The sequence below is a fragment of the Ardenticatenales bacterium genome (assembly GCA_020634515.1).
Classification (GTDB): Bacteria; Chloroflexota; Anaerolineae; order Promineifilales; family Promineifilaceae; genus JAGVTM01.
The window spans coordinates 331639-352694 of the sequence record JACKBL010000008.1; the positions used below are offsets into that span (position 1 = coordinate 331639).

Below are 21056 nucleotides of genomic sequence, written 5' to 3' on the forward strand. Positions count from 1 at the left end.
CTCAGCCGTCCCTCCATCATCGTCGCAGCCATAAAGGTTGGAAAACGCGGTACGGTTCGTACCTCACGGTCGTTTCGTGGGTCACAAGCGTCGTCATGCCGTCGTCAATCAAGGCCAGGATGGGCACATTGAGCGTCGCTATGGTCGGTGGGGGTACTGCCTGCAAGCTGATGTCCAGGGGGGAGGTGGGCGTCAACTCGCCCACCCAGGAGATTTGCGTCTGGTCGATGGTCACCGAGTAGCTACTCTGCACCGTTTGCGTGAGCAGGTAGAGGGGGAAGGGCACGAACAGGGTGACGGTAATGGGGCCGGTGGGGGGCGGATCCGGCGCGGACAGGGTGAGGTTGATGGTGACCGGTTTCATGGGACGGGGGGATGCCGGCATCGTTGTCATACTCACTCCCTCATAATTCGGCGCATCCACCCACGTCACCACATCCCGCGTAAACGTCAATTCATGCGCCGGCGAGTCGCCCGCCTGCTCATAGTGGATCGCCACCGCATTCACCAGCGGCGTGCCGGCAGGCAGATCCGTGTCGATCAGGGTGGCATAATGCAGTTCGCGCGTGCTTCCTGCCGGTACGGCCCCCTGCCAGCGCAAAATCCCTTCCTCCTCGTCGTAAACCAGACCGGGCGTCAGGCTGCCCTCATCCAGCGTCACCCCGGATGGCAGTGTATTCGTGATCGCCACCTGATAATCCCGCCCCAGGTCCATCGTCCGCAGCGTTAGCGTATACGCCAGCCGCGAACCGGCCGCCGCCGTGCGCCCCTCCGCCACAAAGGTGGAGTCCCCCAGGTCGCTAAGCCAGCCCACAATCCGATTCATGGCCGGACCCTGCGCGGATACCGGCAGCGTCTCAAATGGCAGCCCCCAGAAAATCGCGCGCCAATCCTCCCCCCGGTTCGCAATGCCGCCGGGCATTCCCCGATCGTGCCAGAAAAACACACTGGCCCCCGGCATAGGCAGCAGCCCATCGCTGAAGTTCTGATACGGTCCATAATCCAACGGCCACAACCCCGAAGGCGCGTTCGGCAGGTCGCCGAGGAAATTGGGATCACCGCCGGCAAATACCGCCGTGGGCGTAAGCGACTCGCGGTAATCCATCACCCCCAGATAATCCCGCGTCAGCGGATCATGCAAGTGATAGTAGGCATAATCCTGGCTGCTTAGGAACAGCCGCCCTCCCTGCGCCATGTACGTCTGCAGGGCCTGCATTTCCGCGCTGGTGATAGGACGGAACCAGTCGTATCCCGTGAACCAGAGGACAATATCATAGGCGGACAGCACTTCTGCCGACGGGCTGCCGCGCACGTTGTTGTCCCAGCCAATGTCCCAGATGTCATAAGGCACGCTGAGGCCATCCAATGCCTGGCGATAGGCCATCTCCCGGTCATACCAGCGGTCGTCATCGACCAACAGAACGTGCGCCGGTGTTTTCAACGCCAGATAGAAGGTGTCCGTTTGCGCGGGATCGGCGTGGGCGACGGCGGTAAGCTGCACGGTATGCGTGGCCCCAGGCGGCAGCGTGGCGGGCACGTCTATGGCAAAGGTCACTTTGCCCGCCTGGCAAGGACCTGCCGAGAGCGTGGGCGTGATCAGGCGCGTGCTCCAGCCATCGCCGTTGATGGTCACGTCAAAGGTATCGGTGATCAGTTCGCTGCGATTGCGCAACTGCACCGTGTAGGTGAGGGTGCTGCCTGGCGGAGCCAGATCGTCCAGCAGCGGTGTCTCGAAGCGGACGCCGGCGTCTTGGGGTGGCTGCGCCAACATGTCCAGGCTCCGTTGCAGCAAATCGGCGCGCGCGCCTGCCCCGTTGACGCTCTCCAAGCCGAAACCGAGGTAGACGAGCCGGTATCGCTGACAGAAGCCGGCGCGCACGGCGGCGGTGTGGCCGTCCTGGTAGGTCATAATTGTGCTGCTGCGGCCTGATGTGCGTGGCAGCACCCAATCGGGCGATTCCTGGTTGTTGGCGCTGTCCAGGCCGTTGAGGGAAAGGTTGATGCCGGCAAACCCATCATCCTCCGTTCCCATAACCTGATACGGCAGCGTCGTCATGCCCCCATAGCGCGCGGAAACGCCGTCAGAAAACCACGGTTCGGTGTCGTATCCCACCGCATCGTTCCAGGCCACATCTTGTCCGCTGATGATCAGGTTGCCGCCACGCTGCAAATAGTCGTACACGGCCACGCTGCCATTCGCAAGCAGGCCGGGCGCGTCAAACGGCGCGGACCAGATTACCGTATCGTATGCCAGCAGATTCACCAGTCCGGGGGCGTCCTGATACGGGTCGTGGACGGACCAGAGATCGTAGCTGAGGTCGTTATCCACCAGCGCCTGCTCATAGTAGCCGATGGCGGACTCATAGTACCAGGGGCCGCTGTCCACCAGCAGCAGGCGTGGCGCGGGGGTCAGGAGCATGTCTATCGTCTGCGGCGCGCCCAGGTTCGCCGTTATGGGGATATGCTGGCGCGTGTAACCGACCGCCGAAATGGTCAGCGTGTACGCGCCGGGCCGGAGTTCGAGTTGGTAGCTGCCGTCCGCCTCGCTTTGCGGTGAAACGGGTGTGCCGGCAACGGTGATGGTGGCGTTGGCGATGGGCGCTTGCGTGTCCGCGCGGCGGATGACGCCCTGGATATGGGCGACGGGATAGGGGGCCAGGTTAATGGGTAGAGTGCGCGTCTGTCCATCGGAGACGTGCGTGGTGTGGTGGTAGTCGTGGTGGGCGTAGGCGGTGACGGAGACGTCGTAGTTGCCGGCAAGCAAAGGTGCATGGAACTGCCCGGCGTCGTCGGTAATGTAGACGAGGGATTGCCCGGCGGGGGTGGTAACGGTGACGGGCGTTTGGGGCAAGGGCTGTCCCTGGCTCTTGACTGTACCGACCAACTGGCCCACGTTCAGGCGGGAGGCGACGGCGGCGTAGGCGTCCAGCAGGCCGTAGCCGTTGTTGTCGTCGGGGACAGGGGCGGCCAGGGGGCGCACGGTTTCTGTGAGGACGGTGGCGAGGGCAAAGGGGGTGAGGGAGGGGTCGGCGGAGAGGACCAGGGCTGCCGCGCCGGTGACGTGCGGGGTGGCCATGGATGTGCCCAGGTTGAGGCCGTAGTTGCCATCGGGCAGGGTGGAGAGGATGTTGACGCCGGGGGCGACGAGGCCGGGCCGGGTCTGGCCGGTGATGGGGGAGGGGCCACGGGAGGAGAACCAGGCGACGCGGTCGTCGGGTTCGGTGGCGCCGACGGCGAGGGTGTCGGGGTAGCTGGCGGGGGCGCTGATGGTGCCGGCAAAAGAGCCAGAATTACCGGCGGCGAAGATGGGAAGAATACCGGCATCGCGCAACATCTCCACATCTACCATAAACTGCAAATCAGTGGGCGCGCCCCCCCAGGAATTATTGACCACGTCGGGAGCCAGCGCCGGGTCGCCGTTGGGAGCCAGCAGCCATTGAAATCCCATGTGAATGTCGCTGTCGGAGGCAAAACCGAACTCGTTGAAAACGCGCACCGCGATCCACTCCGCGCCCGGAGCCACACCCAGCCCTTCGCCGCCCACCGCCGTGCCCGCCACGTGCGTGCCATGCCCGAAGGGGTCGAACGGCGTGGCGCTGCCGTCAATGACATCGTACCAACTGGTGGTATCGTTGCCGTCGCGCCCGCGGTAGTTGGCGCTGAGAGCCGGGTGCGCGGCATCGACTCCGCTGTCCATGATGGCTACCGTGATGCCGCTGCCATCAACGCCCAGGCCATACCATGCCAGCGGGGCGCGCACCTTATTGATGCCCCAACTGCCCCCTTCCGGCGTCGTCGTGATATTGCTTTGCCTGGGCAGCCAGTCGTTGGGTTGGATGTATTGACGGGGGGTGTTGTCGGTGATTTGCGCAATGTCGGGGCGGGCAGACAGCGCCGCCAGGGTTGCGACGCTGACGCGCGCGGCTACGGCGTTGGTGATCCAGAGCGACCGCACGTTTTCCGCGTCGGGGCGCGCGGACAGGTCGGCGAGGAGGCTGGTCTGGGCCGCCGCGGCGGTCGCTTGTAAGGTGGCGATGAGCGCCTGGCGACGGGCAAGCGGTTGTGGCAGGTGACGGATTGGGCGCAGGTCCACCTCGTCACGCAAGTGGATGATCACGTCCACGAGGGCGTCCGGGGGGCGTCCGGCAATAGCCTCCGCGAGGGAGGCGTCCAGTTTGTTATACTCGTTGACTTCCGGGGTTTCCGCGGCGGCGATGGGGAGCAGCTTGAGGGCGAGAAGAAGAAACGCCGGCAGCAGTAGCACAGCTAACGAAGCAAGATGGCGTCTGTTCATGGAGAGTGAGAGTCCAGCACGTTGGAATTTAGAAACGACATTGTCATTATAGCAATTTGACGGGCGCTGCCTAGTGCCGGCATGAGCAAATGCGCAAATGCGCGGCAGTTGTCGTTCGCGGTTATGTATAGGTGCGGGTGGATACGTAGCTTGCGGGCCGGTTTAATCTAATTGGGTAGAAAAGTGAGGGGCGAGTATGCCGGCCGGCATACTCGCCCAACAAAGAGAGGAAATCACACGGCGCAGTGACGCCGCGCGTCAACCGCCGCTGCCAAAAACCGTGGGCAGGAAGAGGTAGTCGATGGGATGGAAAACCTCGTAGGCCTGGGAGAGTGTGGCCTGCTGCCCATCGGGGTTGGTGAGGACAATGTCGTAGACGCCGGCGGGGAGGCTGGCGGGCACGACACCATCAATAGACGTGGCGCTGCCATAGGTGACATCCATGAGCGCGAAGACCATATCATCCTTGACGAGTTCGATCATGGCGCCGGGCATGATATTGAAGCCGGTGAGGGTAAGGGGCGTGGCTTGCATATCGCTGCCGCTGTCGGCGCTGGTGGTGTAGAGGGCGGGTGCGTCGGCCATCATCAGCGTGGCCGTGATGGTCCAGGCTGTTTCCGCGAAGTTGGTGTCCTGGTCGGTGATGAAAGTGTGTTCGCCCGGCGCGAAGGGGGCATCAAACTCGTAGTAGAAGCCGGTGGGCGCGGCGAGTCGGTGGTTGGTGGGACTGCTGTCCACATAGATGGCGGCGAAGCCGGTGGGCAGCGCCACCTGAATCTGGTAGACGCCGCTGATGACGGTATTCAGGCGCAGCGCGGCGTTGAGGCCGTCTGCCAGCGAGAGGCCGCTCCAATGGTAGCTGTCGTTGGCCGTGATCAGTTGGGGTTGGGCGTGGATGGTGAGGTCGTAGGCGAGGTCGGCGCTGTTGGCGGCGCTGGCCGCCAGGCGCAGGCGTGCGCCGCCCGCCGCCGCCGTGGGGATGTCAACGGTCGCCCAGAGGGTCTCGCCGCCGTAGATGGGGTCGAGGGTGAGGATGACGGCTTCGCTAAGGGCGTCGTACACTTCTAGCTTGAGGGCGTCACCGTTGTCGCCGCTGACGCTGATTTCCAGGTTAGCGGGTGTCGTGCCGCTGCCATCGAGATTGAGGGGCAGCCATTCCTGGCTGAACTCGTTTTCCGCGCCGCCGAGGAGTCCACCTTCTTTCTGGTAGGGGAGGGTGTCCAGGGGGATGCCGGTGTCGCTGATGGCGACGTCCCAGTCCGCGCCGGTGCCGCTGTCGGGGATGAGGGTGAGGTTGTGAATGCCGGCACTCACAAAGTAGACCACGCTCGTATCCGCCTCCGCCGTCTTCTGCATGTAGGCATCGTCCAGCAAGAACTGGTAACGCCCGCTGTCCACGCCCAGGTCGAAGGCGTAGAGACCATCATTGGCGAAGGAGACCCGCGCCTGGCTGCTGGCCCCGCCGGAGACGGCCAGGCCGTCCCAGGTGTAGGCGGGCGTGGGCAGGGTGTCAATGGTCAGGTCATAAGTGAGGGGATCACGGTTGCCCTCGTCTGCCATGAGTTGCAGGCGACTGGTTCCGGCGGGCAGGTCCACGCTGAACCATTGTGTCTCTCCGGTCCAGACGGTGATGCCGGCATCGGCCACGGCCTCTCCCGCTTCATTGTAGACGGTGAGGGTGGCGTTGTTGCCGGCAATCCCGCTCAACGTCAGTGCCACATTCACCTGCGTCGCCGCCGCCAGGCTGACGGGCATCCATTCCGTATCGAAATCATTCGCCAGGCCACCCAGGTCGCCGCCCTCTTTCATGTAGGGCAAATCATCGTGCAGCGCCCCCGTGGGGGTGATGGCCGCCTGCCAGCTTGCCCCCTCACCGCTGTCCTGCACCACGTAGACGTCCTGCACGCCGGCCATCACGCGGTAGGCGGCGCCGGTGCTTGCTTCCGCCGTCTTCTGGATGTACTCGTCGTTTACCAGAAGCTGATAGCGTCCCGTGTTCACGCCCAGATCGAAGTCGTAGAGGCCATCGGTGGGGAAGATAACGCGAATGTGGCTGTTCAGGCCACTGGCGTCCGCCTCGCCAGACCAGGTATAGGGAGCGGTGGGCAGTTCGTAGAAGTTGAGCGTGACCGCCGCGGCGGCGTCGCCATTATTTGTCAACAGCAGTTGGTTGATGCCGTTGAGCAGGTCGGCCGTGCCCCAGAGGGTTTCGCCCGCTTCCGCCTGCCCGCTCCAGATAATGTCCGCGCCGTTGCGCATGGTGAGGTCAACGGGGCCGCTGTTGAGCACGGTGAAGGCGAAGTTGAAGGCGAGACTGTCGTCCACCAGCGGGTAGGTGGGAACGATGGTGTCGCCGGGCGCAATGTCGCCCTGGAAGGTGAAGAAGTTGGCGGGCGTGGTGGGGGTGACGGGGGTGACGGATGCGCTCCAGGTGGAGACGGGGAAGTTGCTGTCTTGCAGCACGGTGATGACGTGCGCGCCGGCGGTGACGGGGCGCTCGTAGCCGGTGCTGGTGCTGTTTCGTTGTCGGGGGGCGGCGGGCAGGAAGTCGTCGAGGGCCAGATTGACGAAGCCGGGGTCGCTGCTGACGTCGAAGCGGTAGATGCCGTCGGCGGGGAAGTTGACGATGACGGCGGAGTTGAGGCCGGCGTCGCGGGAGCTGCCGGCCCAATCGGCGATGCCGTCGGTGGGCATGGCGCTGAGGGTGAGGTCGTATTGCAGGGGGGTGGTGTTGTCGGCGGTGGTGATGTGCAGGCGATTAATGCCGGCACTCAACGCAAAATTCGCCCACAAAATCTCCCCGCCCAGCACCTGGCTCACCACGGCATCCGGTTCGCTGCTGCCTGCCTGATAGACATCCACTTGTAGCGCATCTGCCCCATCCCCGGTTGCCTCCAGGCGCAGGTTGACGGTGGCCGCGGCATCCAGGGAGATGGGCAACCACTCCTCGTAGAAGTCGTTACCACTGCCGCCAATGTCGCCGCCGACCTGGTTGTAGGGCAAGGTGTCATTGGCCGCGGCAGCCAGGGTGACGGAAACGCTCCAGGTGGCTCCGCTGCCTGTATCTTGCCACAACATGAAGTCGTGAATGCCGGCAGGTACATAATATGTCACGCTCGTGTCCGCTTCTGCCGTTTTCAGAATATACTCGTCGTCCAGCCAGAATTGATACCGCCCGGCGGCGACGCCCAGGTCGAAAGTGTACAGGCCGGCTGTGGCGAAATCAACGCGGGCATGACTCTGTTCGCCGGCGTCATCGCTCACCCCGCTCCAGGTGTAGTCGGGCGCGGGTAGCACGTCGGCGACGAAATCGTAGCCGAGGGGATCGCCGTTGGCGGGGTTGGCGCTGAAGTGCAGGCGGCTGTTACCGGCAGGCAGGTCCACGCTCACCCAACGGGTTTCGTCGGCGTAGATGATGGCGCTGAGGGTCAGGCCGTCCGGGTCGTACACGTCCAGAGTAAGGTTGTCGCCGGCGCTGCCTGCCAGGGTGACGGCGATGTTCACCTGGGTGGCGCTGCCGAGGTGAAGGGGGAGCCATTCGCTATCGAAGTCGTTGCCGTTGCCGCCAATGTCCCCGCCGCTCTTGGAATAGGGCAGACTGTCGCCGACCGCGCCGGGGTTGGAGATGTCCACACTCCAGGCGGCGCCGCTGCCGCTATCCTGGGTGATGGTGAGGGTGTGAATGCCGGCGGAAACAAAATAGCTCACGCTCGTATCCGCTTCCGCCGTCTTCTGGATATACTCGTCATCCAGCCAGAACTGATACCGCCCGGCGGCAACGCCCAGGTCAAACGTGTACAGCCCGGAAGCGGGAAAATGGACGCGCGCGCTGCTGAACAGTCCGCTGCCATTTGCCGTGCCCGTCCAGGTGTAGGCGGCGGTGGGCAGGTCGAAGACATTCAACAGGAAGTCGGAACTGCCACTGCCGTTATTGCTCAGATTGAATGTGTTGTTGCCCGTGGTCAGCGTGCCGCTGCCCCACAGCGTTTCACCCGGCTGCGCCTCCCCACTCCAGACCGCCTCGCCCGCACCATCCGTGATGTTCAGCGAGAGGGGTTCGTCACCGGAGACGGTGAGCGAAAAATTGAAACCGCGCGTGCCACTGAACAAGGGAATAACGGGCGCGATGCTTTGGCCGCCGGCGAGCGTGCCATCGGCGGAAAAGAAGGGGGGCGTGCCGCCGGGTGTGGCACTATTCTGCGCCTGTACCAGTGCCGTCACCCCCAGTGCCAGCGCCAGCACGAGCGCCCACCATAGCCGCATGTGGCGGGTCAGGCGACGGATAGAAAAGGAATTGTGAGCCATAGATGGTCCTCCATCGAAAAACAGTTGTTAGTAGATAATTACCGGTGCGCCACCCGCAAAACTCGGAGCGGTGGCTGGTAGATTTTTCGTCGATTGTTGAGTGTTGACTGTTTTTGCGGCGCGCGGGACGCAGAAATAATACATCCGCGGCGGATGTGATCCGCGCGGTTGTCCAACGACAGCGTGATATTTCCATATTGTGGCACTGCGAACCGTAGTTAGCCGAGAATTGCCGAATACTGCTCACATTATAGCGATTCGCCGCGCGTATCGTGATAGCGCAATAGTCATGGGGGAAGGTGTCGGTCGTTTTGCGTCATGCCTGTTTCGCATTACAATCACCGCCGCGCACTTTTGGGACAAAGGAAGGTATTATTGTGACCGAGTTACACCCTGCTTTCGATTGGCACGAGATTGCCCGGCTGGCCCTCGTTTCCCGTTTGATGGATGAGTTGGAGGAGGCGGAACTGCACCCGCAAGGGCTGGTGACGTACCAGTTTTCCGCGCGCGGGCATGAGTTGGGGCAGCTTTTGGTGGCTCAATTATTGACGCGCCCGTTTGACGCCGCCGGCGTGTATTATCGCTCGCGCCCGTTTATGTTGGGTTCTGGCCTGACGGCGGAGGAGGCGCTGGCTTCGGATATGGCGCGCGTGGGCAGCGTGAGTGGGGGGCGAGACGTGGGGGTGGTGTTTAATTTGCCGCGACGGGGGCGGGCGCTGGTTTTGCCGGCAGGCGGCGATGTCGGCTCGCAGTATACGCCCGCGGCGGGGTGGGCGCAGGCGATTCAGTATCGCGCGCGGCAGTTGGGCGAGAAAGAGGCCGCGGACAGCGTCGCCGTCGTTTTTGGCGGAGATGGATCCGTGGCTACCAACGGTTTTTGGTCGGCGCTGACTATTTCCACGACGTTGAAGCTGCCGTTGCTGTTTGTGATTGAGGATAACGCCTACGCCATTTCCGTGACGGGTCCCATGCAGACGCCTGGGGGCAACATTGCTGCTAATCTGGCTTCTTTTGCTCAGTTACAGGTCTGGGATGGTAGTGGCACGCAGCCGGCGGAAACGGCGCGGTTGGTGCATGAGGCGGTGCAGTATGTGCGTGGGGGGCGGGGGCCGGGTTTGCTGCGGCTGACTGTGCCGCGCCTCTCCGGGCACTCCAGCGTGGATAATCAGGCGTACAAACCGGAGGCGGTGCGGCAGGAGGAGTGGACGCGCGATCCGATTGCGGCGCTGCGGGGTTATCTTGTGCCGGCATTACTCAACGCAGCGGATTGGGAGGAATTGGAGGAGGAAGCGCGGCAGGCGGTGCTGGCGGCGCGGGACAATGCGGCGCGGCAGCGCGTGCCCGATCCGGCGACGGTGGCGCGGTTTGTGTTCGCGGAACCGGGCCAGGTGGCGCAGGGTGGGGGATTGGCGGCGGATGGGTGGAAAATGCCGGCAGGAACCGACCAACCCCATGCCACCGATCCCCGCCGCATCAACTTTGTGGAAGCGATCCGTCGCGCGCTGGCCGCGGAGCTGGCGCTCAATCCGCGCTGCCTTGTTTTCGGCGAGGATGTGGGGGAGAAAGGGGGCGTTCATGCGGCCACGTTGGGGCTGCAAAAGGAGTTTGGCGCGGCGCGGGTGTTTGATACGAGTCTGTCGGAGGAGGGGATCATTGGCCGGTCCACGGGGATGGCCCTGGCGGGGTTGCTGCCGGTGCCGGAAATCCAGTTTCGTAAGTATGCCGATCCCGCTACGGAGCAGTTGCATAATGCCGGCACGCTCCGCTGGCGCACCAACAACCGCTTCGCCGCCCCCCTCGTCGTGCGTATCCCCGGCGGCTTCCGCAAAATCGGCGACCCCTGGCACAGCGTCACCAGCGAAATCGACTTCGCCCACGCCGTCGGCTGGAAAGTCGCCTTCCCCTCCAACGCCGAGGACGGCGTGGGACTGCTGCGCACCGCCCTGCGCGGCGACGATCCCGTCATCTTTTTCGAGCACCGCGCCGTGTTGGACGCCGGCTGGTCCCGCCGCCCCTATCCCGGCGACGACTTCATGCTCCCCTTTGGCCGCGGCAAAGTCATCACCCACGGTGACGCGCTCACCGTCGTCACCTGGGGCGCGATGGTGGAGCGGTGCGCGGCGGCGGCGCAAGGGTTGGACGTGGCCGTCATTGACCTGCGCACCATTCAGCCCTGGGACCAGGAGATGGTGCTGGAATCGGTGCGCCACACCGCAAAATGCCTCATCGTCCACGAAGACATGCAGTTTGGCGGCTTCGGCGCGGAAATCGCGGCCACCATTGTGGACCAGGTCTTCATGGACCTGGACGCCCCCGTGCAGCGGCTGGCCCCGCCGCAAGTGCCCGTCCCCTTCAACACCGCCCTCATGGACGGCATGATCCCCACCGTCAGCCAAATCCGCGAGCGTATGGAATGGCTGCTGGCCTACTGATTGATGCCAAACCTTTCTGGAAGGTGACGACGAAGCCCGATTGCCCCCATTTTCTCTGGTGAAAATGGTCATTGGGCGCGCGAAATGGGTCCCATCTCCAGAGAGCGTTCGTAGTTGCGGTTCGTGCAAAACTGACTTTGGCGAATCCAACAAGCAAGAATCCTTCTCGCGCATCCGTCAATTCTTGAGCGAAGCCCCTATTAGGAACGGAAATCAGATGAGACAACGAAGTTGTCTCATTACCGTTCCTTCAAACGGACGATGCGATTCCGTACGTAATTTCATCGTCACTCCTTGTCGGATGCGCCCTTAACAGGATGTTTCCTCCCCTTAATTTGAGGAAGCATAACGACAATGACGTGGATTGGTACGGAAGTTACGTTGTGAGTGTGTACGCGATGTGGACCAGGGTTTCGCCGTCGATGAGGGTGATGGGTTTGCCTTGTGACCAGTCACGGGCGGCGGTGGAGATGTCGGCGGTGGTGACGAGGAAGGCGTGGGCGGCGCGTTCGTGGATGAGGGTTCCGTACAGTTCGCGCACGACTTCCGCGCCGACGGTGTGTTGATACCGTTTGCATTGCACGATGGCTCGTTTGCCGTGTTGGTTGGTGACTTCCAGATCGACGCCGAGGTCGCCGCTGCCGCCGCGTATTTTGACGCGATACCCTTTGCGACGGAAGATGCCGGCAACGTACCGCTCAAACGCCCCCGGACTTAACGCATAAATTTCGGCCACGGTGACATGATTGCCGGCAATGGGCGGGGGTGCTTCTTCTTGTTGCCGCTGCCAGCGATGCCGCCACCACAATCCGCCCCAGATGACGGCCAGGGTGAAAATGCCGGCACTTTCCACCAACCCCATCCCCTCACGCAACCATGCCGGCAACATGCCCAGCCACGCGGGCTGCCCCAGATAGTGGTAGATTAACCAGGTGATTTGCAGGAGGGAAATGCCGGCAATCACCAGCCACCCCACGCGCGAATTCCGCCGCGCCTCGGCCGGCGTTTCCGCCGCCTCCGCCCGTTTCCACGTGCCCCACCAACCCACGCGCGACTCAAACCGTGCCGTCATGACGAACTCCGTTGCAGCGCCCGCCCCGCCGATGGGTCGCGCAGCAGCAAAAACGCGCATCCCGCCGCCAGCAGCAACAGCGGAACCGACAACAAATAGGGGGCGTGTGGGTTCACCTGCTCAAACACATACCCCCCCCACAGCGGCCCCGCAATCAACGCCAGACTGCTAGCCGACTGATAAATACCCAGCAGCCGCCCGCGCATCTGGTCCGTACCAAAGCGCGTGATAACGGATTGCAGACTCGGTTGGATCACGCCCTGTCCGAAGGAAATGGGGATGATGCTGATTGCCACCACGAGTACACTTTGCGCCAACCCCGTGGCCAGAAAGCCAAGCGCCAGCGCGCTGATGCCCACAATAACCAGGCGACGCTCCCCTAACCGCTTAATCAGCGGGCGAATGAGAAACAACTGCGTGAGGACGCTGACGATGCCCACGAGCGTAAGCAGCAGCCCCACGTTGCGGGCGACGAGTTGCGATCCGCCCAATTCTGGAAACAAGACGCGGTCCGCAAACAGGGCAAACGTGCTTTGCAGCGCCGCGAAAGCCAGCACGATCATGAAATTCGTCACCAACACGATCGTCACGCCTCGCTCTCGCAAAAGCTGTCCCGTGGAGATGGTTGTCGTTCTGTCTTTTTGACGGGCGGACGCCCGCATTTCCGGCGGTAATGATTCGGGCAGAATGAGGGTTGTCAGGGTGACGCTGCCCAACGTGATCAGGGCCGCGCCCACAAAGGGAGCCGTCACGTTGATCGTTGCCAGAAAGCCGCCAAACACCGGGCCAAAGATGAAGCCGAGGCCAAAACCGGCGCTGAGTGTGCCCAGCGCCTGCGCCCGCGTCTCTGGCGTGCTGATGTCCGTGATATACGCCTGCGCGGTTGTGATATTGCCCCCGGTGAGACCATCGAGGGTGCGCGCCAGGTAGGCGACGAAGAGCGCGCCGCTGATGCCCAGGCGCAGCCCCGCGTTCTCCAATCCCGCCCCCATCTGGCCGGCAAAAATGAACATGACAAAGGAGAGTACCGTGCCGATCTGGCTGATGATGAGAACGGGGCGGCGTCCGAATATGTCGGAGAGACGACCCAGAACGGGCGCGGCCAGGAATGAGGCCGCCCAGTAAGCGGTGTTCAAGGCCGTGGCTTGAAAAGCCGTGGCTCCCATTTGCCCCTCGGCCAGGAGGGGCAGAATGGGCAAGATAACGCCCCCGCCGAGGACGTTGGTGAAGACGATCATGAAGATGGCGATGAGGCGACGACGATCCATGCAGGTTCCTTGTGGCAACATAAACCTTCCTGGAAGCTCAACAACAGCTTCCAGGAAGGGGTGGTCGAATGGGTGAGGCCGCATTGTATTGCAGCGCCCCCTATCCGCCAAATGCACGCAAGCTCCGCTGGCGCTGCCTTGCTGATTATGGCTGCGCCGTATTCACGGCCCCGTAATCCAGGCAAATGATGCCGTCGGTTGGGGTGGTCAGGGCGGAAACGATGACGACCCATCCCACATGCGGGAAGCCCCAGGAAACGGTGTTTTGGTAGGTAAATCCGGCCGGGACGGTCCGGTTCCACAAGGGATATGGATTGCCCTGCACGATCAAGAAGTTGCGCCAGGTCGCATTCACGTTGGTGTGCAGGTCATAGGTCAGGCTGAGGATATTGTTCTGGTAGCCGGGCGTGACGTCGAGCCAGCAGTCGGGCAGATTCAACTGTGACACCGCCGCGTAGCAGTCAATGCGCCCGTATCCATAATCGTAATCCGGTCCCGGATCGCCCAGGTCTACGGCTGTATTCTGGATCAGGTTTTCCACGTCGTAGCTGTCCAGGGCCGGCCCGGCGGCGTAAACCAGGGCGGCGCAGCCGGCGCTGAAAGAGGTCGCCATGGATGTGCCGGAGTAGGTGGCGTAGCCATTGTTGAGGACGGTGGAGCGGATGTTGACGCCCGGCGCGACGGCGTCCGGCTTGATGTCGTCTGTGAGCGAGGAGGGGCCGCGGGCGCTGAAGGGAGCCAGCATGTCGTTCATGTCCGTTGCGCCCGTGCCGAAGCTCTCCGCGTAGTCGGCGGGGGAGCCGATTGTGCCCGCGCCGGGACCGCCGCCGCCAACCGCGAAGGTGGGGAAGATGTTGGCCGCACGCCATGCCTGCACCATGCCTTGATACCAGGTGTTGCCGCCGGGACCGCCCCAACCGCTGTTGATCACGTGGGGGCGCATGTCGGGGTTGCCTTGCCCCGGGTCGCCGCCGATGGGATACGGGGCAAGGAGCCATTCGCCGGCGGCCAGCAGATCGGCGTTGCTGCAGGCGCCGAAGTTGTTGCACCCTTTGGCGGCAATCCAGCGTGCGCCGGGGGCAACGCCGACCTGGTTGCTCCCGCCATCATCCCCCACGATCACGCCCATGCCGTGCGTGCCGTGCCCGTTGTCATCATTGGGGGCGGAGGGGAATGTGCCGGTGGCGTCAAACCAGTTGTAGTCGTGGCTGCCGGTGTCTGTGCCGCGATACTGGTTCACGAGGGCGCTGTGCGTATATTGCACGCCTGTGTCCAACTCGGCGACGACGACGCCCTCGCCACGATTGTTGAAATCCGCCCACACCTGGTCCGCGCCGATTTGGGCGACGCCCCACTCAACGGTGGCCGGCGCGGCAGCCGGTTGGTTGGGGATAACGCGCAGTGTCGTCACCGGCTCTATGCGGGCGATGTCGGCGCGCGTGGCGATGGCCTCCAGCGCCGCCAGGTTGGAGGTGACGTAGATGGCGTTGACGATGTAGTAGGGGCGAAAGCTGACCGCGTCGCCACGGATTTTTGCCTGCGCCAACCAGTTGCGCAGGTCTGACTGGCTGGTGGCCGCGGTCTGGTACAGGGCGGCGTAGACGGCTTGCCCGCGTGCCTGCCAGTCCTGTATTTGTTGTGCCTGGGCCAGGTCTGCCTGGGCGGTGAGAAAAACCAGGTAGCCGGCGTTGCCCTGGGTTTGTATGGTCTGGCGCAGGGTGGGGGGGATAATGCCGGCATTTCCCGCCTGCGTAACGTGTGGATGCCCAACCCACCAGGCAAGCCCGGTCAGCCAGATCATTGCCGTCAGGAACAAAACCTTGAATGCACGCATGATGCCCTCCTTCGAAAGTGTGTTGGTAGTTGGTGCAAGAAACGGGTATTCGCCACATTCGCGATTGCTTTCATCCATCCCGGCGCGCCCCACGTATGGCGAACTTCTATGATTATAATGCAAAAAGGGCCTGCATCGTGCATTTCTCACGACGCAGGCCCCTGTTAGATTGCCGCTGGTCAACTACTCACGCCGGAGCAGATGACGCCGGATAGTTACTGGTTACACCAGTTGAGCGTGGTAGACAAGACCGGACCGCGACCCGCCGCCGGGATAGCCTCATAGGGGAAGCCCATGAAGACGGCCTTGTGCGTGCCGCTGACAACGGCGGCGCTGCCCTGGTTGCCATTGAAGCCGGTGGCCGCGCCACCCGCCGGGTTGAGGATGTCGCTGTAGTTGGTGAAGGGGTAGGCCAGCGTGTAGGGGCCGAGGCCGGCGTAGATGGCTGCGCCGGTGACGGTGGTCTGGCTTACGTCACTGGTGGCGGAAGCGATACCCAGGTAATTTTGCATGAAACTCGTCACGCCGCGATCATACACATAATCCTGGCTGCTGATGAGGTAACAGCCGCCGGCGTTGAGGTACGTGCCCAGGGCGGATTCGCCGGCGGAGCCGGGACCCGCCGCGCCGCCGAACTCATCACCCGTGAACCAGATGACCACGTCATACTGCTGCAGGGTGGCCGCGTCTGGCTCGTTGTCACTGTTGCCGGTGTCCCACACGTCGTAGCTGAGGCCCAGTGCATCCAACGCGCCCGTATAGGTGGCGCGTACGTCAGGGGCGTTATCGTCGTCGTCCACCACGAGGATGGGCGGGATGTCTTGCGTGCGGAAGAAGCCAAATTGGGCGAAGTTGCCCGCGCCGCAGGGGTTGTAGGGACGCACGGACCAGGCGTAGATGGTCAGCGGGTCCAGCGGCGTGGCGAAGGTGTAGCTATTCCCGGAGGTAACAGCGTAGTTGATCGCGCCGGTGGACAGGTTCTTGGTGACGATGAGGTAGACGAGGGCGTCGCCGTTCCATTCGAAGGTGGGGACCAGGGGTTGATCAATACCGATGGGGGAGACGAGGGTGGGTAAGTTGGGCGGGCCACTGAACAAGTTGAGGGCGACGTCGATGCTGTGGGTGCTTGTGGGACCCATGCCCGTGACCTGGATGGTGTAGTTGCCGGCACTTGCCCCGCCGGAGCCGAGCAGATTCATCGAACTCGAACCCGTGGGAATCACCGGATTAACCGAGAATACCGCATTGTAGCCGGTGGGCACGCCTGAGGCGCTCAACGTCACCGGATCGGCGTAGCCAGAGAGGCCTTCCACGTTGATGCCGTAGTTGATATTGTTCGGAATACACACGTTGCGCACTTCCGGCGTCGCCGAGAGCGCGAAATCGGGGGCCACGGAGCAGCCTTCGAAGCTGAGCGAACCGATGTACGTGCCCCAGTTGGCCGACTGGTTGGTCACATCCAGCTTGCTGTACTCGCCCAGATACCAGAAGGTGACGCCATTCGGGTCCACGCTCATGCCGGTGTAGTCACCCCAGCGGTAGGGTGCGCCATCATACCCCGTATAACGTTGCTCGCCGGCCTTGATTTCCACTTCGGCCTGCATCGTGCCCAGGGGGTCGCCATTTTCGCGTCCCGTGGCATAGACGGAGGGATACATGCCGGCATTGCTCTTCGTATAACCCACCACAGCATCACCACAATGGTTCGCCGCCATGTCCGGGAAGGCGCGATAATCCCCATTGCTGGAGAACACGCCCGCCTGCACCACCGTCTGCGTTGCCAGGTCGATTTCCGCCCATTGCACGCAGTTGACCGTGCCCGTGCCCGGATTACAGGAAGCCACGGTAGCCATCCAACCCGACCCGTTGCGATAATCGAAGTCCAGGGCGCGATTGTCATTGGCTTGCAGCGCGCCGCCGCCCAACTGCAACGAGTTCACCGGATACCCCACGGAAACGCCGTGGTAGGTTTGTAGATTGTACGTGCCCACCACGCTGAGGCTGTTGGCCCCAAAGGGATCTGTCCAGGCGTACATGGCGTACGTATTCGCGCCGCTGCGATGGGTCATGATGTAGTGCGGGCCTTCCGTGGGCCAGGTTCCCTGATCATAGCCATGCAGTTTTACCGGCTGCGGCGTATCATCCGTACCCGTGGCCTGCGTGACGGCGGATGCCGGCAAACCAGCATACATCGCCCACTTATCAAACGCCCAAACGCGCCCCGTGCCGCCGCCGAACATATTCCCGCCCATGTAGATGGCGTCGCGGCCCACGCCGGCGTGTGGATAGTCGAAGAAAGCGCCGCCCACGTTGGTGGGGAAGGCGTAGAGATACCAGGAACCAACGGCGCTGTCCGTTTGCGAAACGGCGACGCAGTAGAAATTGCCGTTGCCGTCGGCGGCCATGATGTAGCGCCCGGCCTCTTCATCGTAGAGCGCGTTGGGGTCAAAGGGGAAGCCGACGCAATCGCCGCCCAACGGCCCAAAGAGGGTGGAGAACGTGGTGGGACCGACCAGCAGGTTGCCGGCCTTGTCATAGATGCCGAAGGAGTTGTTCACCACGGCGATGACGTGGTCGTGACCGACGGACAGGTCCGGGTCGGGCGGAGTCAACTGGCCGCCGCCGCAACAGTCGTCAATGTCCAGCGAGGGGAAGCTGACGCCGACAATAGGCGAATTCAGGCCGGGACCGTTGGCGATCTGCTGCACATTGTCATCGGGGCGGAGTTTCATAGCCGCGTCCCGCAGGGCCGCCGCTTCCGCTTCGCTGATCAGGCTGTGTTCTTCGCCCAGGTCAATTTCGCCGCGCTGCCAGCGGTCATATTCGTTGTTGGCGAAGTAGACGTTGGTCGGCAGTTCGGAAACGTTCACTTCTTTTGCCGGCACAGGATCATAAACAATCGTGTCCAGAATAATATCCGTGTTGGCCGTGACCCGCTTGTATCCGGCGGGGCCGGCGGATTGCAGCACCGCTCCCTGGCGCTGCACTGATTCGGGCGAAATGCCGGCAGGACGTGCCAGCAGCCAGACCCCGGCAACGAGCAGACTCAATAGCAGCCCGCCGCCCAAAATTCTGCGTAAATTCATTAGGTTCCTCCTTCGAAAATGTAGGGCGATTTTCCAAATCGCCCGCCCGATTTGGAAAATCGGGCTACGACGGCACACCATTTTCATTCATGGTGGTCGGAGACAGCCGGTGAAGTCTCCTGGGAAAATAGTGGTCAGTGGTTAGTTGACAGTTTGCAATTGGCAACTTCTCAATATCTCGGGGGAACCGCGGCCTGAGCTTGTCGAAGGCCGTTGGTTTCGACAGGCTCAACCAACTTCGCCCCACTTTATTGAGAAGATACTGCGGTTGGTAGTAATGACTGGAGCAGTCTCCAAGACTGCTCCAGTCTAACCGTTGCGCGGATTGCTTACTGGCTGCACCAGTTAAGCGTGGTGGACAGTACCGGGCCGCGACCGGCAGCGGGGATCGCTTCATAGGGGAAGCCCATGAAGACGGCCTTGTGCGTGCCGCTGACCACGGCGGCGCTGCCCTGGTTGCCACTAAAGCCCGTGGCCGCGCCACCCGCCGGGTTCAGCAGATCGCTGTAATTGGTGAAGGGGTAAGCGAGCGTGTATGGGCCGAGGCCGGCATAGATGGCCGCGCCGGTGACGGTTGATTGGCTGACGTCGCTGGTGGCGGAGGCAATGCCCAGGTAGCTCTGCATGAAACCCGTCACGCCGCGATCCCAGACGTAGTCCTGACTGCTGATGAGGAGGCAGCCGCCGGCGTTCAGGTAGGTTGCCAGAGCCGCTTCGCCGGCGGCGCCGGGACCCGCCGCGCCGCCGAATTCGTCGCCCGTGAACCAGATGACCACGTCATATTGCTGTAAATAGCCGGCGTCCGGTTCGTTATCGCTGTTGCCCGTGTCCCACAGATCGTAGGTCAGGCCCAGCGCATCCAGCGCGCCGGTGTAGGTGGATTGCACGTTGGGGGCATTGTCATCGTCGTCCACCACGAGGATGGGCGGGATGTCTTGCGTGCGGAAGAAGCCAAACTGGGCAAAGTTACCCGTGCCGCAGGGGTTGTAGGCGCGCACGGACCAGGCGTAGATGGTCAGCGGATCCAGGGGCGTGGCGAAGGTGTAGCTGGTGTCGGGGGTGACGGCATACATCAGGTTGCCGTTGGTCAGATTCTTGACGACCAACAGGTAGCTCATGCCCTGGTTGGCGGGGGTCCACTGGAAAGTGGGCAGAGGCGGCTGATCGACGCCCAATGGGGCGATCAGCGTGGGGGCATTGGGCGCGCCGCTGACGACGGTCAGATTGGCGGCTTCATCATGCGAAAGCGTGCCATCCGTTCCGTGAACCATGAAGGGGTAGCTGCCGGCAGGAACGCCATTGGCGCCGACGGTCATGTTGCTGCTGCCGGGCACGGCCACGGGGTTGACGCTGAAGTTGCTGGACGCGCCATTGGGCAGGCCGACGGTGCTGAGTGTGACATTGCCCGTGTAACCCGCTTTTGGCGTGAGGTTGACGGTGGTGCTGCGGTTGCCATTGTTGCAGATCGTCAACTGGCTACTGGTGAGTGACATGTTGAAATCGGGAGCCAGCGTGGGCGCGAGAATGAACAGCCCTTGCTCGATGCCGCTGACGACGACGACGCCGCTCTCGAAATAAGGATAGACGCTCCAGGCGCCGTTGAAGCTGGGGCTGTCGCTGCTGGGGTAGATGTCGAAGAAGGCTTCTTCGGTCATATTGGCATTGCCGACATCGGTGATGTCCAGGATGCGCAGACCGCTACGGTAGTTTGCCTGGAAGACATAATCCCCGACAACGTACATATTGTGGTCAATGGCCGGCGTGACGCCGTCATGGTAGCCGACGAGCGTGGGGGCGGTCAGGCTGCTGATGTCAAAGACGCGCGTGCGCGTGTTGTGACCAAAGGTTTGCTCGTCCAGTTCGTCGTCAATGAGGAAATAATGGTGATCATCCGTGATCCAACCCTGGTGCGTATAGCGACTGCCGGAGTACGGGTTGCGCGATAGCTGTACGGGAGCCGCTTTGTTGGTTACGTCAACGATGGTCAGGGTGTCTTCGTTGGAGTTGAAGCAGATTTCCTTGCCCACGTAGGCGGCGTCGGGGCCTTGATAGATGACGCATTGCGCGTCGTGGGTGTAGCCGTCGGAACTGAAGCAGCCGGCGTTGGTGGGGTTAAGGGGGTTCTGGATGTTGACCATGGCCAGACCGCCGCTGCAGGCGCTGCTGCCGACGCCGTAGGCGAAGCCGGTGTCTTCGTTGATGACGACGTTGTGGGCGTTGCTCCAGCCGGCGTAGTGGGCGTCTTCGGTGAAGGTGACGGGCGGGTTGGGGACGTTGCGCAGGCGCGTGAGGTCGAAGACCTGCATGCCGTGGCCGCTGGCTTCGCTGACGATGAAGGCGTAGTTGTTGTAAACCTTGATGTCGCGCCAGGTGGAGTTGCCGGTGTGTGGGGGCAGGTTGCCCACGTAGATGGGGTTTTCCGGATCGCTGATGTCCACGAAGGACGTGCCGCTGGTGCGGCCCATGATGGCGTACTCGATGCCGGTCTGGGGATCGGTCCAGCCCCAAATGTCGTTGCCACTGCCGCCGCCGATGTTGGCCAGGGGCATGAAGGCGAGCAAGTCCACGTTGTTGCAGGGGTAAGTGCCGGCAAAACCGCCCACACAAGGCGTCGCCGTCATCGGGTCTAGCTTCATCGGGGATTGCTGATCCGCCAGAAACCGCTGCTGGAACGGCGTCAGATTGCGGATGTCGTCGCCAGTTGTTTGCTGGGGCGCGGCCGAGGTGACGTTGCTCCAGGCGAATGCCAGTAGCGCAACGGCCAT

At 62.6% G+C, this 21056-nt stretch carries 8 protein-coding genes; 1 reads left to right on the forward strand and 7 read right to left on the reverse strand.

Annotated features, from left to right (window positions below):
• Positions 1-16: 16 nt before the first annotated feature.
• Positions 17-4294 carry a S8 family serine peptidase gene (locus H6650_20120; GenBank protein ID MCB8954319.1) on the reverse strand — a complete coding sequence of 1426 codons (4278 nt, stop codon included), beginning with the start codon at positions 4292-4294 and terminating at the stop codon, positions 17-19.
• A gap of 258 nt (positions 4295-4552) precedes the next feature.
• On the reverse strand, positions 4553-8599 hold the full coding sequence (locus tag H6650_20125; GenBank protein ID MCB8954320.1) for a hypothetical protein: 4047 nt from the start codon (positions 8597-8599) through the stop codon (positions 4553-4555).
• 443 nt (positions 8600-9042) lie between these two features.
• Between H6650_20125 and H6650_20130 the strand changes: the two genes are divergently transcribed.
• Positions 9043-11031 (forward strand): pyruvate dehydrogenase, encoded by a 1989-nt coding sequence (locus H6650_20130; protein ID MCB8954321.1) that lies wholly within the window; start codon positions 9043-9045, stop codon positions 11029-11031.
• Positions 11032-11407: 376 nt separating this feature from the next.
• Here H6650_20130 and H6650_20135 read toward each other — a convergent pair whose 3' ends face one another.
• The 5 genes from H6650_20135 to H6650_20155 form a co-directional block, all read right to left on the reverse strand.
• Positions 11408-12103, reverse strand: coding sequence for a restriction endonuclease (locus H6650_20135; GenBank protein MCB8954322.1), 696 nt, complete (start codon positions 12101-12103; stop codon positions 11408-11410).
• Positions 12100-13392 carry an MFS transporter gene (locus H6650_20140; GenBank protein MCB8954323.1) on the reverse strand — a complete coding sequence of 431 codons (1293 nt, stop codon included), beginning with the start codon at positions 13390-13392 and terminating at the stop codon, positions 12100-12102. Before H6650_20140 ends, H6650_20135 begins: the two co-directional genes overlap by 4 nt.
• Before the next feature lie 124 nt (positions 13393-13516).
• Positions 13517-15205, reverse strand: coding sequence for a S8 family serine peptidase (locus H6650_20145; GenBank protein MCB8954324.1), 1689 nt, complete (start codon positions 15203-15205; stop codon positions 13517-13519).
• 215 nt (positions 15206-15420) lie between these two features.
• A complete protein-coding gene (locus H6650_20150) occupies positions 15421-18291 on the reverse strand; it encodes a hypothetical protein (protein MCB8954325.1) in 2871 nt (956 codons plus the stop codon).
• 329 nt (positions 18292-18620) lie between these two features.
• Positions 18621-21056: a choice-of-anchor B family protein gene (locus H6650_20155; protein ID MCB8954326.1), complete on the reverse strand. Its 2436-nt coding sequence runs from the start codon at positions 21054-21056 to the stop codon at positions 18621-18623.

Bases quoted from the DNA above. Each gene is read 5' to 3' on its own strand.
- H6650_20155 (MCB8954326.1), bottom strand. From the start codon at position 21,056: ATGGCCGTTGCGCTACTGGCATTCGCCTGGAGCAACGTCACCTCGGCC.
- H6650_20150 (MCB8954325.1), bottom strand. From the start codon at position 18,291: ATGAATTTACGCAGAATTTTGGGCGGCGGGCTGCTATTGAGTCTGCTC.
- H6650_20125 (MCB8954320.1), bottom strand. From the start codon at position 8,599: ATGGCTCACAATTCCTTTTCTATCCGTCGCCTGACCCGCCACATGCGG.
- H6650_20135 (MCB8954322.1), bottom strand. From the start codon at position 12,103: ATGACGGCACGGTTTGAGTCGCGCGTGGGTTGGTGGGGCACGTGGAAA.
- H6650_20130 (MCB8954321.1), top strand. From the start codon at position 9,043: ATGGATGAGTTGGAGGAGGCGGAACTGCACCCGCAAGGGCTGGTGACG.
- H6650_20120 (MCB8954319.1), bottom strand. From the start codon at position 4,294: ATGAACAGACGCCATCTTGCTTCGTTAGCTGTGCTACTGCTGCCGGCG.
- H6650_20140 (MCB8954323.1), bottom strand. From the start codon at position 13,392: ATGTTGCCACAAGGAACCTGCATGGATCGTCGTCGCCTCATCGCCATC.
- H6650_20145 (MCB8954324.1), bottom strand. From the start codon at position 15,205: ATGCGTGCATTCAAGGTTTTGTTCCTGACGGCAATGATCTGGCTGACC.